The organism is Kribbella sp. CA-294648 (genome assembly GCF_050943845.1).
GTDB lineage: Bacteria > Actinomycetota > Actinomycetes > Propionibacteriales > Kribbellaceae > Kribbella.
The window spans coordinates 5,913,134-5,929,052 of record NZ_CP191981.1 but is presented as its reverse complement, the minus strand read 5'-3'; the positions used below and the strand labels follow the sequence as shown (position 1 = coordinate 5,929,052).

Here is a 15,919-nt window from a genome sequence, read left to right as displayed (position 1 = left end):
CCGGTCAAGGCAGAGCCGGAGGCAGCAAGCGGGCTCTAGTCGCGCGAGCGGCGGCGGAAGGCGGCCAGGGCGAGCGGGGCGAACACGGCGGTGAAGACGATCGACCAGCCGATCGAGGCGATCACCGGGTGCCGGAGCGGCCATTGGGCGTCCGCGGATGGTGCCAGGCCGTTGCCCCACAGCTCGCGGCAGGCGGCAGTCAGCGCGGACACCGGGTTCCACTCGGCGATGAACTGCAGCCAGCCGGGCATGTTCTGGGTCGGCGCGAACGTGTTGGCGACGAAGGTGAGCGGGAACATCACGGTGAACATGAAGCCGTTCACCGCCTCCACCGAACGCATCAGCGAGCCGACCCAGATCCCCAGCCAGATCATCGAGAAGCCGAAGAGCAGCAGGAGCAGGTACCCGAGGATGCCGTTGACCAGTCCGTCGCGGATCCGCCAGCCGATCAGCAGACCGGTCAGGCTCATCACCACGATGCCGATGCCGGAGTGGATCAGGCTGGACAGGCTCCGCCCGACGAGCACCGACGACCGCGAGATCGGCAGCGACTTCAGCCGGTCGACGATGCCCTTCTCCAGGTCGCTGGTGAGCCCGATGGCCACGATGGCGGAGGAGAAGATGATCGTCTGCGCCATGATGCCCGGCAGCAGGAACTCCCGGTACGACGTCCCCGGCACATTGATCGAGCCGCCGAAGACGTAGGCGAACAGCAGCACGAACATCACCGGCTGGACCGTCACGTCGAGCAGCATCTCCGGCATCCGCCGGATGTGCAGCAGGTTGCGCCAGACGACGGTCATCGACTGCTGCAGCAGGGAGCGCTGGTGGATCGGCGGCCTGGTCATCACGGCGGTCATCGGACAGCCTCCTGGTCGGTCAGCGCCTCAGCGGTATCGGTGGCGGTCGGCTCGGCGCGGTGGCCGGTCAGGTGCAGGAAGACGTCGTCGAGGCTCGGTCGTTGCAGGCCGAGGTCGTCGATGCCGATCCCGCTGTCGGCGAAGACATTCGCGATCCGGGAGATGTCGCCCAGGCCGCTGGCCGGTGCGGTCAGCCGCCGGCTCGCCTCCTCGACATGCACCTCCGGCGCGTGCTGCCGGAGCAGCTCGGCGGCGCGTTGCAGATCGACGGCCGATGTCACCGTGACCATCACGCTGGCGCGGCCCGCCTCGTCCTTGAGTTGGGTCGGCGTCCCGGCCGCGATCACCTTGCCCTTGTCGATCACGATGATCTCGTCGGCCAGTTGGTCGGCCTCTTCCAGGTACTGCGTGGTCAGCAGCAAGGTGGTGCCGTCCTTGACCAGGCCGCGGAGCACCTCCCACAGGTCCGCCCGGCTGCGCGGGTCGAGGCCGGTGGTCGGCTCGTCCAGGAACAGCACCGGCGGCGAGGCGACCAGGCTGACCGCGAGGTCGAGCCGTCGCCGCATGCCGCCGGAGTAGGTCTTCGCCACCCGGTCGGCGGCGTCGGTCAGCAGGAACCGCTCGAGCAACTCGTCGGCCAGCTTGTGCAGGTACTTGGTCGGCAGACCGTAGAGCCTGCCGATCAGCCGGATGTTCTCCCGGCCGGTCAGCAGCTCGTCGATGGTGGCGGCCTGTCCGGTCAGGCCCATGCTCCGCCGCACCGCCGCCGGTTCCTTGAGCACGTCGTGGCCGGCCACCCGGCCGGTTCCGCTGGTGGGCACGCTGAGCGTTGTCAGCATTCGCACCGTAGTTGTCTTGCCGGCGCCGTTGGGCCCGAGCAGGCCCAGCACTGTTCCTTCCGGCACGACAAAACTCACTCCGTCGACGGCACGGTTCGTGCCGAACACTTTCACCAGATCGATCGCTTCGACTGCGGGTCCGTTGGACATGGGCTCACCCTAAATCGCCGCACCGACAAGTTGCCGAGCTTTTCGACCAGCAGAAAAAACCTGGTGACGCCGGGCAGCCGCAGTTCCTACCATCCGAACCATGATGAGACTGCTCGGCTAGTGCGTCCTCAAACGCTCTAGCCGACCCCAGCAGCGGTACCGGTGCGGACGACCCATGCGGTCGTCCCCGGGCTGCTTGCTGTTCTCATTCACCGGAGTCACCCATGGCACCGTCACGTCTCGATGCTCTGTCCATCGGCGCGCAGCACCCGCGAGTCCGCGAACTGCTCGCTGTCCGCAAGGATTCCGTCCCGGGCCGGATCCTGGTCGAAGGCAACTGGGAGCACAACCAGCTCCTCACCACGCCGACGATCATTGACGCCTTGTATTACTGCCCAGAAGAAGCAGAAGACACCCGTACTGCGGAACGCGCCGCCGCCCGAGCGCGTGAGGTCTACCGGATCTCCCCGAAGCTCTTCACCAGAGTCGCCCGGCGGAGCCGATCGGACGGCCTCATCTCCATCGCCCGGCTCCCGGTCTGGCAGCCTCAGCAATTGCAGTTCACCGAGTCATCCCTGGTCCTGGTCGCCGACGGAGTCGAGTACGCCGGAAACCTCGGCACCCTGATCCGGACGGTCGACGCGGCCCGCGCGGACTGCCTCGTCCTGACCAGTCGCCGGGCCAAGTTGTCGCACCCGTCGGTCTACACGGCCAGTCGCGGCATGGTCCTGAGTACGCCGGTGCTGGAGTTCGACGACATCGCCACGGCAGCCGGGTGGCTCCGGCAGCACCGGTTCGCGGTCCACCTGGCCGACCCTGGCGCGACGGGGAGCTACCGCGTACCGGAGTACAGGGGAGGGCCGACGGCGTTCGTGGTCGGTTCGGAGGGGAACGGGCTCGACCGGCAGTGGCATGAGCAGGGGTTCGACGCTGTGTCGATTCCGATGCTCGGGCGGGCGGACTCGCTCAACGTGGCGTTGTCGGCCGGCATCCTGCTCTTCGAGGCCCGCGCCCGGAAGGACGGCTGGTAAGCGTGCGGCCACCCGCCCCAGCCAAGCTTGTGCACCACCTGAGCGGATCCACCCCCGCCCACTTGCTCAGGTCGTGCACAACGTGGCTCGGAGGGCGGGCCGGAGGGGCGGGCTGGGGTGGGGATGGGGAGAATGGGGGGCGTTGCCGAGGTCGGGAGTGGAGCTGTGGGGTTTGTGGCGGGCGAAGTGGTGGCGCCGGGGGATCCGCGGGTAGTGCTGGAAGGCCAGTGGGGACACCAGCCGGGGTTGGCGATCACGGTGAACTCCGGGTCGCGGATCTCGTTCACGGTCAACGGCACCGCCGTCCAGGTGCTGTTCGACGTCGATGGGCTGACGATCCCGCCGCAGCTGTGGGTCAGCGTCGACGAGGCTGAGCCCGAGCTGCATGTCCTCGAGAACCCGCTGATCGAGTTGACCGCCGAGCGGGCCGGTCAGCACAAGGTCGAGATCGTGGTGAAGGACGTCAACGAGCACGCTAACCGGTGGAACCCGCCGTTCGGCTGCGCGGTCGTGTTCGCCGGGCTGGTGCTCGACGCGGAGACGCGGTTGCGGTTGAGCGGCCGGCCGGGCGGTCCGCGGCTGGAGTTCTACGGCGACTCGATCACCCAGGGCGTGCGGGCGCTCAGCGCTCACCCCGAGTCGGAGGGGGCGGACGGAAGCAAGTCGTACGCCTATCTGACCGCGCGAGCGCTCGGGGCTTCGGCGTACCAGGTGGGGTTCGGCAGTCAGGGCGTCCTCAAGCCGGGGAACGGTGAGGTGCCGCCTGGCCCCGATTCGTTCGGCTGGAACTTTGCCGGTTCGCCCGCCGAGCGGGTCGAGCAGCCCGACGTGGTTGTGCTCAACCTCGGGGTCAATGATCAGACGCTGACGGCCGCGCAGTACGGCGACTACCTCGCGCGAGTGCGGGCGGCGTACCGGGACAGCAAGATCGTTGCCTTGAGCCCGTTCAGTGGCAAGCACGCGAGCGAGATCGAGGCGGCGGTGAAGTCGGCGCGCGACCCGCGGATCCGCTATGTCAGCACCGACGGCTGGATCACCACGGACGACTGCACCGACGACGTGCACCCGAGCGTCGACGGCCACGCCAAGATCGCCGCGCGGCTGACCGAGGAGCTGAAGGCGGACCTGGCCGACTGATTGCCTTTGCAGGCGTGGCCGGGGCACTCTGAGACATGGCGACCACGGATTTCCGGAGTGTCGACGAGTACATCGCGTCGTTTCCCGCCGACGTGCAGGACATCCTGCGGCAGGTGCGGGAGACGATTCGCGCGGTGGTGCCGAACCCCGGCGAGAAGATCAGCTACCAGTTGGCGGAGGTCTCGATGGACGGCAAGCCGCTGATGTACTTCAGCGGCTGGAAGAAGCACATCGCGGTCTATCCGCTCCCGCCCGCGGACGACGAGCTGGCGCGGGCGATGGAGCCCTACTTCTCGGGCAAGGGGACGCTCAAGTTCCCGCTCAACCAGCCGATCCCTTATGACCTGATCCGTCGCGTGGCCGAGGCCTTCGTCGCGTCACGGACGACCAAGTAGCTCCGCGGGATCGGGCGACGGCGGCGCGCTCAGCACCCAGTCGCTGAACTGCTTGGTGAACAAGTACCAGAGCCCATCGGCCCCGAGACGCAGCTGAGCCCGCGCGGCCGTGATCCGATTGCCCTCGATCACGCCGTCGAGCACCTCCAGCCCCTCCGCCAAGGCGCTCGGATCGAGATCCGCCGGCCGATCGGCAGCCGCGGCCAGACCACCGGCACCCCCTTCGCGCCACGCGACGGCCCAATTCGTCAGCTGCCGAGCGGTCAGCCCGGCGCGATGCGCGAGGTCGGCGAGTCCCGGCGTACCGAGCAAGCCAGCGGCTCGACGGGCCAGGTCTTGCTCACGCGTCAGGCGGAGTCCGCCGTCGCCGTCTCCGGCCGCGAGCTCCCACGCCCGACGCGCCGCGTCCGTCGCCAGCGCGACCAAGTCCTTGCCATCGACACCGGACTGCCGTGGCGGTTCCAGCACCAGTACTGCGGTTGGCGCGCCCGGCTGATTCATCGGCCGCACTGGCTTCGGGATGGGCCCGGGCGTTCTCGCGAAGGCCGCCTTGGCTACAAGGCCAACGGGTTGGGGCTTGATCTGTGGCGCATCGCCGCCCACGGATCGTCGTGCGCGCAGAGCTGACAGGAGTTCGTCCTTCTGCCTGCCGCGCAGCAACAGCAGTTCGAACGGATCCTCGTCGAGCGCGTCGGCGATCAGGTAGCAGACCGCCGCCGAATGCTTGCAGGGAACGGCGAAATCGGGGCAGCTGCAGTCGGTGCGCACCTCACCCGCGTCAGGCAGCTGCTCGAGGCCGGCCGCTTGGGCGTCCTCCACCAGCTCAGGCGGCAACTCGCCGTCGAGCAGCGCTGCGACCCGCCCGATCTGCGCCGACACCACATCGAGCACCGCATCCCACTCGGCATCGTCGAACGCACGGATCTTCACCGTCACCTCGTACGGCGTGACGCGGCTGCCCTGCACCGACGCGCGCACGACACCGGGGTCGACGTCGAGCTGGAGCACACTGCCACGCCGCGCGTAGGACCGCCCGCGACCCAGCCTGTTCGGGTCCAGCCGGGCCCGATGCTCCAACGCCTCCAGCCAAGCCTTCCCCCACCAGGTCGCCCCGAACGGCCGCCGACTCCCCGGCCCTTTAACCGCAGGCAACCCCGCATTCTCCCCATCCCGCTGCCGCCACCCCTGCCACGGCGTCCGCTCATTCATCCCCAACCACCTCCCGGGCTGGGGAGGCGGACGCGGCTGCGTCGAGAGCTGGGTCGCGACCGATCGCCGAGGGGTTGTAGGCGCTGGCGGCGCCGGACTTTGCGGGGGTTGTGGACAGTTCGACGAGTTCTGTCAGTTCGGTGTCGGAGAGTTCGCTCAGCCAGGACTCGCCGGAGCCGATGACCGCGTCGGCCAGTTCGCGTTTGGTGGCGAGCACCGTGGAGATGCGGTCTTCGAGGGTGTTCTCGGTGACGAGGCGATGGACCTGGACCGGGCGGTCCTGGCCGATTCGGTACGCGCGGTCGGTGGCCTGGTCCTCGACGGCCGGGTTCCACCAGCGGTCGTAGTGCACGACGTGGGTCGCCTTCGTGAGGGTCAGCCCGACGCCACCCGCCTTGAGCGAGAGCAGGAAGACCTGCGCCTCACCCGCCTGGAACTGCTCGACAAGCTGCTCCCGCTTCCGCACCCCGATCCCGCCGTGCAGGAAGAGCGAACGCACCTGCCGCGCCGCCAGATGCGACTCGATCAGCCGGCACATCTCGACGTACTGGCTGAAGATCAGGACAGACTCGCCCTCCGCGAGGATCACGTCGAGCAGTTCGTCCAGCGCCGCGAGCTTGCCTGACCGCCGGGGGAGCGGCCCCGGCTCGTGCAGGAACTGCGCCGGATGGTTGCAGACCTGCTTCAGCTGCGTCAGCAGACTCAGCACCAGCCCCCGCCGCGCGATCCCCTCCGCTTCCTCGATCTTCGCCAGCGTCTCCTTGGCAACAGCCTGATAGAGCGTCGCCTGCTCAGCAGTCAGCGGTACGACGACGTCGTGCTCGGTCTTGCGCGGCAACTCCGGCGCGATCCCCGGATCGCTTTTTCGCCGGCGCAACAGGAACGGCCTGGTCACCCTGGTCAGCCGCGCCGTCGCCTCTTCGTCGTGATACCGCTCGACCGGTACGGCGACGTCGTGCCGGAACCGGTCGAGCGTGCCGAGCAGTCCCGGCGCCGCCCAGTCGAGGATCGACCAGAGCTCCGACAACCGATTCTCCACCGGCGTCCCGGTCAGCGCCAATCTAGTTGCCGCTGGCAACGTCCGCAACGAGCGAGCCGTCCGGGACAACGGGTTCTTCGCATGCTGCGCCTCATCCGCGACCGCCAGCCCCCAGAAGATCTCACCCAGCACCCGATGGTCCTGACGCACCACCCCGTACGTCGTCAGCACCACCTCGTCGGGAGCCACATCCGACAACGATCGCCCAGCCCCGTGGTACCGGCGTACCGGAACGTCGGGCGCGAACTTCATCAGCTCCCGCTCCCACGTCCCGAGCAACGTCGACGGGCAGACCACCAGCGTCGGTCCGCGACCGCGTTTGGACAGATGCAGATGCAGCGCGATCACCTGGATCGTCTTGCCGAGCCCCATGTCGTCGGCCAGACACCCGCCGAACCCGAGCTCGGCCAGCTGCGCCATCCACGCGACACCTCGACGCTGGTAGTCGCGCAACGTCGCCCGCAACCCAATCGGCTCGGCGACGGGCTCCGGCTGCTCGGCGGCCCGCAATCGCTCGACCATCGTCAGCAGCGAACCGTCCGCGTCGAAGGCGACCAGTTCGCCGTCGATCTCCAGCGTCCCCGTCAACGCCGCGCCCAGAGCCTCGGCGCCACTGAGCTTCCGCGATCCACCGTGGCGCAGCTTGCGAACCAGCTCCTGATCGATCCGAACCCACCGCCCGCGCATCCGGATCATCGGCCGCTTCGCCTCCGCGAGGGCCGCGATCTCGGCCTCGGTCAGCTCCTGCCCGTCCAGCGTCGGCCGCCAGCGGAAGGCCAGCAGTTCCGTCAGACTGAAGTCAGGCCCAGTCACCGCACCAGGCGTCGGCGTGGCCTGGACGGCGCCGCGCAGCGCGAGCTCACCCGCAAACAGTTCCGCGGGCCACAACACCTCGATCCCGGCACCGTCGAGCGCATCACTGTCACCCGCCAATTCGTCCAGCGCCGCATCGCCCACCGGTACTGCGGCCGGCGCGGCATCCCGCAGCGCAGCCCCGAGCGGCGGCCAAACCCGAGCACCCCGACGTAAAGCCAGCAGCAGATCCGTCTCGGCCCGCTCACCCAAAGCAGCCAGTACTGCGGGAGGCGCGTTCCACACGTCAGCCACATCGACGAGCAAACTCGGATCGACGCCACTGCGCAGTTGCAGCACAGCCCGGAACTCGGAGTCATCCTCAGGCGGCTCGATCCGCAGTACCAGTCGCGCCCCGGCCTCCTCGCTGCGAGCGGTCTCCTCGAGCCAAGCCGTCGACCCCGTCAACGCCACTGGCTCAACCTCGGCGAAAGCCGCGGCACCAGCCCGTACTGCGACCGCGGCGGCGGGCGTCCGCACCAAGGTGTCGGCGAGCGCATCCCAGAACGCGCGCACGAGTTGCTCAGGATCCACAAGTCGCAGCGGCCGCGACCCTTCGATGGCGAGCGCATGTCCGCACGCGGGCATAGCTGCCGCCAGATTCCGCAACCACCCGTGATCCGCTGGATCAAGCGGCGCGACCCGCCACGCACCGAACCCGGCCGGACTCTTCTCCGGCACCAACCGCCCGCGCCCGATCAACCCCACCCCAGCCAACGCAGCCGCCGCCCAAGCCCGCCAACTCCCCGACCCCGAGTCCGCGTCGGCCGACTGACCCCGCAATTCCTCACCGGCCCACCCCGAGCGGTCGGCTGACTCCCCGTCTGGCGAGCCCAGCAAGAAGGTCAGCGCTTCCTTCACCCCGAGGCTCGCCACGGGCACTCGCACTCGCCGCACCTGGTCGCCGCGGGGGAGCACCAGCTCGGCTTTCTCGGTCGCGACGAGGCCGGCCGCTGCCAGGTCGCCGTACAGGAGCAGCCGGCCCGCGCGCGGCGGGTCGGCGGGCCTGAAGACAACCTCCAACACCCCCCGAACCCTACCGACCACCACCGACAATCCGGATTTGACCTCAACATTGGTTCAGGTAGCAGGCTGACCAGCACAACCCGCTACCACGGAACGGAGCCATCACGATGAGGGCAGCAGTAGTGACGAAGTTCGGCGACCCGGACGTCATCGAGGTACAGGACTGGCCGGAGCCGGTGGCCGGACCTGGCCAGGTGCTGGTGGACATCGAGCTGACCGACCTCATCTTCGTCGAGACAGCCATCCGGAAGGGTGATCACGGCAACTTCTTCGACGTGCAGCCGCCCTATGTCCCGGGCAACGCCTTCGGCGGCAAGGTGCGGTCGGCCGGATCGGACGTCGACGAGAAGTGGATCGGCCGCACCGTGGTCGGCCGAACCGTCGACTTCGGTGCGCACGCCGAGATCGGGGTCGCCGAAGCAGCGGCGCTGGTCGAAGTACCGGCAGAGCTGGATCTCCAGACCGCCGTGGCCGTGTTCGGTGACGGCTTCACCACTTTGCTCCTCGAGCAGCTCGCGCCAAGCCTGCAAGGAAAAGAGGTGCTGATCACGGCCGCGGCGGGTGGCATGGGAGTCCTGCTCGTCCAGCTCGCCCACCAGGCCGGCGCGCACGTGATCGGCGCGGCGCGCGGTCAGGCCAAGCTCGACCTGGTCAAGGCGCACGGTGCCGACGTGGTGATCGACTACTCGGTCGAGGGCTGGGAGAAGTTGGTGCTAGAGGCAACGAATGGCGAGGGTGTCGACGTCGCGTTCGAAGGCGCCGGTGGTCAGCTCGGCGCGACCGCGTTCAGCACCGTCAAGGATGGCGGCTGGATCTCGGCGCACGGTGCGCCCAGCGGCGGCTTCGCGGCCATCGACCCGGCGGAGGCCGAGCGGCGGGGGATCACCGTGAAGGGGATCATGGATCTGCGCGCCGACACCCGCGAGATCGAGATCACCGGCGAGGACGTGATGCGCCGAGCGGCCCAGGGCGACCTGGTCCCGGTGATCGACCGGACCTTCCCGCTCGACCAGCTCGGCGAGGCACACAACGCGGTCGAGTCACGAGCGCTGGTCGGTAAGGCTTTGATCAGGATTCAGTGACTACCGGTTAGTCAGTCCCCTCCACGGGGCATTGGTTGCTTGAGGGTGTGGCACCAGCGCCTCGAGGAGGGCTGACCCATGTCGCTCGGAGCAGCAGGCGGGTACGGCGTACGGTCAGTCGCCGACCGGTTGGTCGGAGCGCTCGCCGACGGCCGGTGGGAGCGGTCGCGCGGACACGATCGTGTTCCGGCCGGCCCGCTTCGCGGTGAGCAGCGCGTTGTCGGCGGCCAGGACGAGCTGGTCCATCGTCACGGCCACTTCCGGATACACGGCAGCCCCGAACGAAGCCGGTACGCCGGTGATGACGGTCTTCGACGTCCCCGTCGTACTGACCGAGACGGTCAGCGCGGCCAGCCGGTCCCTGATCCGCTCCGCCACCTCCAGCACCTCGGTCTCCGAGGCGCCGGGCAGCAGCACGGCCAGCTCGTCGCCACCGACCCGAGCGACCAGGTCGCCCTGCCGCACCTCGGCGCAGACGCTCTCGCCGACTGCCTTCAGCGCCTGGTCACCCGCGGGGTGCCCGTAGGTGTCGTTGATCTCCTTGAACTTGTCCAGGTCGAGCATCAGCAGGCCGACCGTACTGCGCAGCGTCTCGGCGCGAGCGAGCTCCACCGGCACCGCGTTGGCCCAGTACGACGGGGTGGCGAGCCCTGTCTTCACGTCCGTCCCGGCGGCCCGCTGGTACTGCGGGAGCAGCAGGTCGCGGTGCAGCGCGAGCACGGTCACCATCAGGACGGGGACGACCCATGGGTATGACGTCTGCATCGCAGCGATCGCGACGCCCAGGCCCAGGCCGGCGCAGACCACCAGTTGGTCGGACAGCTCGCCCAGCGCGTCGCGGGCGGTCGCCTCCGGGGAGGCCAGCAGGATCGCGCCGATCACCAGCGCGTAGTTCACCAGCCACCAGGTCGCCGCGGCGGCGATCACGACGAGCAGGGACCAGAAGCTGGTCGGGACGCGCGGCTCGGCGAGCAGGCCGCCGCCGCGCAGGACAGCGGCAGCGGCAGCGCTGGCCAGGATGTAGGTGGACGTGGAGAAGATCTTGCGGTGGGCCACGGTGCGGCCGTACACGCGGAGCCACGAGTACAGGTACGACAGGCAGATCAGTGGGATGACCAGCGACAGCGGCAGCAGCAGCAGGCTGGCGAAGACCCACAGACACTTCAGGTTCGTGTGCGGCGAGGTGTTGGCGGCCATCTCGCGGCGCCGCTCGATCCCGCGGGCGGACTCCAGGTGCAGGGTGGAGGCGACGGCCAGCACGGCGAACGCGGCCCACTGGCTGGAGGTCACCCCCGCGCCGGGACCGGACACCGTCGACCGCACCGCGAGGGCGGTAATGGTGATCGCGATGAAATCAATCACCAGTACATATCCGAGCGCGGCGGGCGGCAACGACCAGAGCTTCCATTGCCGGGGTGGCACCCAGCTGCTCCGACCGATCAGAATCATCATGAGCCTCACACAGTCGACCTGAACGGTTATGTGTTCATCGTAACGGCCTGTTCACGTCAGGTCACCCCTGTGTCCGGATTCCTCGACGGACGAAAACTCAGCGAAGGGTCGAAAATCATGAGCAAGGCAGCGCGGACGACCGGTACCGGCAACGACTGGTTCACCGGCGGCAACGACTGGTTCCACGGGGGAAACGACTGGTTCACAGGCGGTAACGACTGGTTCACCGGCGGCGGCAACGACTGGTTCGCGGGCGGAAACGACTGGTTCGTCCCGGCCGCGCCGGGCGGTAACGACTGGTGACCGACGGTCAATCTTTACTCTTTTCTTACGGTCGGCCGCAGTGATTCGAAACTGATTTCCGAGCGCGCTTTACCGGAATTTTACGGAATCCGCCGGTAATGGGCGGGCGCGCCGCCAGGCAGCGCCCGCCACGACCGCCACCAATACCCCGGCCGTTCCCATCAGGGCCAATGCGGTGGACGGCGTGAATCGTTCGGCGAGAAGGCCCGCGAGCAGGATTCCGAGGCCTTGGCTGCTTTTCAGCGCCGTACTCGCGACCCCGAACGCCTGACCCCGCTGGTGGTCCGGCACGGCCTGGACGAAGCTCGCGCTGGCCGGCAGGTGGTAGGCCGACGCGAGGCCGGACAGGCCCCAGAGCAGCACCGTGACGGCCAAACCGGGCTTGAGGGCGCAGAAGACCAACGGAACGCAGGCAGCCACGGCCAGCGGTCCCAGGAAACGCATGCGGCGTTCAGGCGACCAGAGGGTGATCAGCCACATCCCCAGTACGGCTCCGGCGGGACTAGCGGCCAGCAGGAGCCCGGCCGCCTTAGGGCCGCCGCCGATCTCGTCGGCATAGGGGACAGCCAGGCCTTCCACCGTGACGTAGAAGCCGGCGACCGTTGCCAGGGCCACCAGCGACCGCAGTTTCGGCGTACGGGCGACCAGGGAGGCTCCGGCGGCCAGGTCCTTGAAATAGCTGCGCTGGGGGCCGTCATCGGATGGTCGCGCCGGTACTGGGCGGGAGCGCACACCGAAGGTGATGAAGGCGGCGGACAGCAGGAACGTCGCGGAGTCGAGCAGTAGGCCGCCGGAAGTCCCTACGGCGACTACAGCGAGTCCGCCTGTGCCGAAGCCGAGCACCTGGCTGAACTGGACGACCATGTCGTTCGCAGCCTTGCCCAGGACGTAGTGGTCGTCTGGCAGGACCACTGGCAGCGTGGCTGCTCGTGCGGCGTTGAAAGGCGAGCCAAAAGCCTGCAGTGCGACCAGAAGCAGGATCACCGCCAACAGCGGCAGCGCATCGATGGCCATGAGAGCGACCAGGACAGCGCGTGCGAGGTCCGTGACGATCATCACGCGTCGCCGCGGATAGCGGTCGGCGAACCCGGCCAGCAGCGGTCCGAAGAGCAGGTCCGGTATGTAGGTGAGGGCGTAGGTCAGAGCGGTCAGCCCGGCCGATGCGGTCCGTTCGAAGACGAGCACAGACAGCGCGACCCGCGCGAGTTGGTCACCGACGACGGACAGCACGCCGGCCAGGAACAGCGCCCGAAACTCCGAGTGCCCGAACAGATCCCGCCAACGAGCCTTCTTCACCGCCCCCTCCGCCATGTCGGAGACCCTAACCACAATCTGTGGCCTGACACCTTCTCGCTGTGACAGTGAGGGTTTCCCTGCGCGGGGACAGCCGTGCCGTGTGATCGATCGCACCCCAGTGGTGACGTACCAGCGGCCGCACTGGTGTGCTGGTTCAAGGGTTTGAACACGGCGAAACAGTGCCAAAAGTGGCAGCCGGTGCAGCGGGACTTGTCCGCCCCCTCTATTCTGGAGTCCTCTGGTACTGGGGTCTGGGCGGGGCGGCCCCGACCCTGGTACCAGAGCTTTTTTCTGCCCGGCCGTCTGTGTGACCACGGGCCTGGGGCGGCGGCCGAAAACTGTCGGTGCGGCCCGGTAGCGTTCTTCTTGCCAGGGGCGGCTCTGGACGTGCTTCCTTCTCCTCTACCAGGCACTAGCGCGTCCGCTCTCCGCCCCTGGCAGTTCTGTCCATAACGCTGCCCGCGGGAGGCCGCTGTGCCGGAAGCTGTCCTCAGCACCGAAGCGCTCGCCGCTGTCCTCCTGCGCCGCCGCCGGCTGGTCCACGCCACCCACCTCACCCCATCCGTACGCCGATCCGCCTGGCAGTGGCTGCGCCGTCCGCTGACGACCCAGGCCGGGCTGACCGCGTTGCAGGGCGAGCTGATCCAGCGCGGACTGTTGCTGTCGGCCGAGCTCTATCGCCACTGCTCCGGCCTGAACCCGTTGGCACTGGCCGGGCTGGGCAAGAAGGTGCTCGAGTTGCTCGACCAGGAGTCGGGCGCGGACGCGTCGCACGTGCCGCTCTTCCGCAAGTTCCCCGAGAGCGTGCCGGGCAACACCGAGACCTTCTACATCGACCGGGTCTTCGCCCGGCTGCTGCAGGAGCCGGAGCAACCCTGCGTGCTGTGCGGCGAAGCGAAGACGGTCCACCCGGTCTCGCCCTGCGCCCACCTGGTCTGCCGCTCCTGCTGGGACGGCTCCGACTTCTCCGCCTGCCCCCTCTGCCTCCGCCGAATAGACCCGGACGACCCTTTCCTGCTGCCCTCCTCCCAGCAACACTTGACCGAGGACGAGGCACCGTTCCGCCAGACGTCAGCCGAGGACGGCACTTCGTACTTGCACCCGACGGCCAGGGATGGAGATTCAGCGACGCCCGGCGGCGCTCACCGGCTCCGCCTGCTGACGCTGGCGCCCGCGACCGCCGCACGCAGTACGGCCGCTGACCTACTCGCGCGACGAGCGCCCTTGTCCGCCGCCGATCGCGCGGACCTCGTCGCCTTGCTGGGCGAGGCCGACCCGAGCTGGCTTCCCGACGTGATCCCGGTGCGCGAAACCCGCGCCCTGGTCCTCGCCGAGTTCCTGCCCCGGTTTCCGACCCAGGTCGACCGCCTGATCGATACGGCGACCGACGCACTCCGGCTCCTGCATGTGTTGATGGGCGCCGACCCAGGCCTGCGCACCCCGCCGGACCGACGACTCTCGCTGCCGCGGGCGATTCGGCGCTCAGTGCTGCGCAGGCTCGATCGCCTGCCCGTCGAGACCCTCATCGAGGACATGCTGCGGCACGAGCGAGCCTGGAAGCGGATCGCGGAAAACCTGCACCCGTTCGAGTTCGCGGCCCGCTATCCGGTGGCAGCGCTGGCCTTCGCCGTACTCCGCCGGACAAAGCTCGACGCAGCGAGTCCGGCCGGGCGGGCCGTCCTGAGCGAGGCAGCTCGCCATCCACTCGTCCGGATCCAGGACGGACGGCTCACCGTGAACACCTTCGCGAGTCGCGTCGAAGATGCGTTCAATGCGGGTCAGCCCGAGCTCGCGTTGGAGCTGCTGCGCACCCGACCAGGCGAGATGCTGCGCCGACTCGTCCAACTGGCTCGGGCGCTGCCGCCAGCTGCGCACGCGACCTTGGTCGAAGCAGTCACCACGGCGATGTCCGACGTATCGCCGGTAGTGCTCACCGCAGCACTCGGCCAAGTGCGAACGCCACCCGGCGATCTGCGCCTGTTCTTCCCACGAGGCGGTACTGCGCAGGTCTGGACGACCGTCGACGAGCGAGACCCGTTGCCGGTCGAGCTGGCGGCGGCGCTGGGCGCAGTACTGGTGGGGGAGTTGTTGCGGAGGGCAACCGCTTTGCCGCGGGTGCGACGGGCGTTCCTGGATGAGGGGCTGTCTCTGCTGGCGGTTCCCGGGTCGGAGCGCAGCGCGTCTTCGTCGTTGTTGCGGATGACCCGGGGGAGTGCGCAGCCGATCCCGGAGGACGACCTGTTGCGGTTGTTCCTGCACTGGGTCGAGCCCGACGGCCAACGGGTCGATCTCGATCTGTCGGTCGCGGTCTTCGACGAGGAGTGGGCGTTCGTGGGGCTCTGCGACTACACCCGGTTGAGGTTCGACCAGGACGCGTTGGTGCACTCCGGTGATCTGACCTCGGCGCCGGGTCCGCTGGGCGCGACCGAGTTCGTCGACCTCGACCTCGTCGCGCTGCGGCGGGTCGGCGGACGGTACGTGCTGCCGGTGGTGTTCAGCTACAACAACGTGCCCTTCGAAGCCTTGGAGCGCGGTTTCGCCGGCGTGATGCGGCGCCCGGCCGGCCTGTTCGATCCGGCGGCCGTGGAGGAGCGGTTCGACCTGACCGGTCCGGCGAAGATCCTGCTGCCGTTCGGCGTCGACCTGCACACGAAGGAGCTCCGCTGGTACGACGTGAACCTCGGCACCGCCGGTTACGGACACAACATCGCGCGGTACGGCGGTCAGCTCGCCCTGATGGCCGCGGCGATGGAGGAGGTCCACGGCGCCGGCCACCGGGTGAGCCTGTGGGAGCTGGCCTGCTGGCATGCGGCCGCACGTACCGACGAGGTCGTGGTCCGCTGTGCCGATGGCTCGATCGTCGGCTACCTCCGTGGTGGGTCCGAGGACGTGACCGAGTTCGCCCGGAGGCTGACCGCTCGCCTCGAGCCCGACCGGTACTGGGACCTCGACGCCGCCAACCGCGCCGACTTCGTCGCCGTCGTCACCGGCGACGTGGACCCCAAGTCCGGCGCCGAGGTCTACGCCTTGCACCCCCACCTGCTCGACCCGAGCAACCTCACCCTGGTCGACGCCCCACACCTGCTCTCCACCCTCACCCCCGACACCCGAGCCACCCTCCCCACCCACTGACTCCAGCTGCGGGCCCTCGGGAGAGCCCGCTGCCTCAGAGGGCTCGGCTGGTGAGAGTTCGGTGACTTTTCGGCGCTGTTTGCGGCGATCATGGCCGCGGACGGCGCTGCGGAGTA

Annotated in this window: 12 protein-coding genes; 6 read left to right on the top strand and 6 right to left on the bottom strand. The window is 68.7% G+C overall.

Annotated features, from left to right (window positions below; all coding sequences use genetic code 11):
- Positions 1–35: 35 nt before the first annotated feature.
- Both ACQPYM_RS28015 and ACQPYM_RS28010 read right to left on the bottom strand, forming a co-directional pair.
- On the bottom strand, positions 36–860 hold the full coding sequence (locus ACQPYM_RS28015; protein ID WP_433006121.1) for an ABC transporter permease: 825 nt from the start codon (positions 858–860) through the stop codon (positions 36–38).
- On the bottom strand, positions 857–1,849 hold the full coding sequence (locus tag ACQPYM_RS28010; RefSeq protein ID WP_433006118.1) for an ATP-binding cassette domain-containing protein: 993 nt from the start codon (positions 1,847–1,849) through the stop codon (positions 857–859). Before ACQPYM_RS28010 ends, ACQPYM_RS28015 begins: the two co-directional genes overlap by 4 nt.
- A gap of 224 nt (positions 1,850–2,073) precedes the next feature.
- Here ACQPYM_RS28010 and ACQPYM_RS28005 point away from each other — a divergent pair, with 224 nt between their 5' ends.
- The 3 genes from ACQPYM_RS28005 to ACQPYM_RS27995 all read left to right on the top strand — a co-directional run bounded on the left by ACQPYM_RS28005 (position 2,074) and on the right by ACQPYM_RS27995 (position 4,412).
- Positions 2,074–2,880, top strand: coding sequence for a TrmH family RNA methyltransferase (locus ACQPYM_RS28005; protein ID WP_433006115.1), 807 nt, complete (start codon positions 2,074–2,076; stop codon positions 2,878–2,880).
- A 165-nt stretch (positions 2,881–3,045) separates the two neighbouring features.
- Entirely contained in the window at positions 3,046–4,017 is a 972-nt protein-coding gene (locus ACQPYM_RS28000; protein WP_433006112.1) for an SGNH/GDSL hydrolase family protein, read from the top strand.
- Positions 4,018–4,052: 35 nt separating this feature from the next.
- A complete protein-coding gene (locus tag ACQPYM_RS27995) occupies positions 4,053–4,412 on the top strand; it encodes an iron chaperone (protein ID WP_433006109.1) in 360 nt (119 codons plus the stop codon).
- On the opposite strand, the gene ACQPYM_RS27990 is transcribed toward ACQPYM_RS27995, so the two are convergent.
- Together ACQPYM_RS27990 and ACQPYM_RS27985 are read right to left on the bottom strand one after the other, a co-directional pair.
- Positions 4,395–5,621: an SWIM zinc finger family protein gene (locus ACQPYM_RS27990; protein ID WP_433006106.1), complete on the bottom strand. Its 1,227-nt coding sequence runs from the start codon at positions 5,619–5,621 to the stop codon at positions 4,395–4,397. The genes ACQPYM_RS27995 and ACQPYM_RS27990 overlap by 18 nt on opposite strands.
- Positions 5,614–8,538: a DEAD/DEAH box helicase gene (locus ACQPYM_RS27985; RefSeq protein WP_433006103.1), complete on the bottom strand. Its 2,925-nt coding sequence runs from the start codon at positions 8,536–8,538 to the stop codon at positions 5,614–5,616. Before ACQPYM_RS27985 ends, ACQPYM_RS27990 begins: the two co-directional genes overlap by 8 nt.
- A gap of 107 nt (positions 8,539–8,645) precedes the next feature.
- On the opposite strand from ACQPYM_RS27985, the gene ACQPYM_RS27980 reads away from it, so the two are divergent.
- Positions 8,646–9,620 (top strand): zinc-binding dehydrogenase, encoded by a 975-nt coding sequence (locus ACQPYM_RS27980; RefSeq protein WP_433006100.1) that lies wholly within the window; start codon positions 8,646–8,648, stop codon positions 9,618–9,620.
- Positions 9,621–9,734: 114 nt separating this feature from the next.
- Here the strand turns inward: ACQPYM_RS27980 and ACQPYM_RS27975 are convergent, their stop codons facing one another.
- Positions 9,735–11,072 carry a diguanylate cyclase gene (locus ACQPYM_RS27975; protein ID WP_433006098.1) on the bottom strand — a complete coding sequence of 446 codons (1,338 nt, stop codon included), beginning with the start codon at positions 11,070–11,072 and terminating at the stop codon, positions 9,735–9,737.
- 117 nt (positions 11,073–11,189) lie between these two features.
- On the opposite strand from ACQPYM_RS27975, the gene ACQPYM_RS27970 reads away from it, so the two are divergent.
- Positions 11,190–11,375 carry a DEAD/DEAH box helicase gene (locus ACQPYM_RS27970; protein ID WP_433006095.1) on the top strand — a complete coding sequence of 62 codons (186 nt, stop codon included), beginning with the start codon at positions 11,190–11,192 and terminating at the stop codon, positions 11,373–11,375.
- Between the two features lie 69 nt (positions 11,376–11,444).
- Here ACQPYM_RS27970 and ACQPYM_RS27965 read toward each other — a convergent pair whose 3' ends face one another.
- Positions 11,445–12,686: an MFS transporter gene (locus ACQPYM_RS27965; protein WP_433006092.1), complete on the bottom strand. Its 1,242-nt coding sequence runs from the start codon at positions 12,684–12,686 to the stop codon at positions 11,445–11,447.
- A gap of 459 nt (positions 12,687–13,145) precedes the next feature.
- Here ACQPYM_RS27965 and ACQPYM_RS27960 point away from each other — a divergent pair, with 459 nt between their 5' ends.
- Positions 13,146–15,803 (top strand): MXAN_6230/SCO0854 family RING domain-containing protein, encoded by a 2,658-nt coding sequence (locus ACQPYM_RS27960; RefSeq protein WP_433006089.1) that lies wholly within the window; start codon positions 13,146–13,148, stop codon positions 15,801–15,803.
- The last annotated feature ends 116 nt before the right edge of the window (positions 15,804–15,919 follow it).

Bases quoted from the DNA above. Each gene is read 5' to 3' on its own strand.
- ACQPYM_RS28015 (WP_433006121.1), bottom strand. From the start codon at position 860: ATGACCGCCGTGATGACCAGGCCGCCGATCCACCAGCGCTCCCTGCTG.
- ACQPYM_RS28010 (WP_433006118.1), bottom strand. From the start codon at position 1,849: ATGTCCAACGGACCCGCAGTCGAAGCGATCGATCTGGTGAAAGTGTTC.
- ACQPYM_RS28005 (WP_433006115.1), top strand. From the start codon at position 2,074: ATGGCACCGTCACGTCTCGATGCTCTGTCCATCGGCGCGCAGCACCCG.
- ACQPYM_RS27995 (WP_433006109.1), top strand. From the start codon at position 4,053: ATGGCGACCACGGATTTCCGGAGTGTCGACGAGTACATCGCGTCGTTT.
- ACQPYM_RS27990 (WP_433006106.1), bottom strand. From the start codon at position 5,621: ATGAATGAGCGGACGCCGTGGCAGGGGTGGCGGCAGCGGGATGGGGAG.
- ACQPYM_RS27980 (WP_433006100.1), top strand. From the start codon at position 8,646: ATGAGGGCAGCAGTAGTGACGAAGTTCGGCGACCCGGACGTCATCGAG.
- ACQPYM_RS27975 (WP_433006098.1), bottom strand. From the start codon at position 11,072: ATGATGATTCTGATCGGTCGGAGCAGCTGGGTGCCACCCCGGCAATGG.
- ACQPYM_RS27970 (WP_433006095.1), top strand. From the start codon at position 11,190: ATGAGCAAGGCAGCGCGGACGACCGGTACCGGCAACGACTGGTTCACC.
- ACQPYM_RS27965 (WP_433006092.1), bottom strand. From the start codon at position 12,686: ATGGCGGAGGGGGCGGTGAAGAAGGCTCGTTGGCGGGATCTGTTCGGG.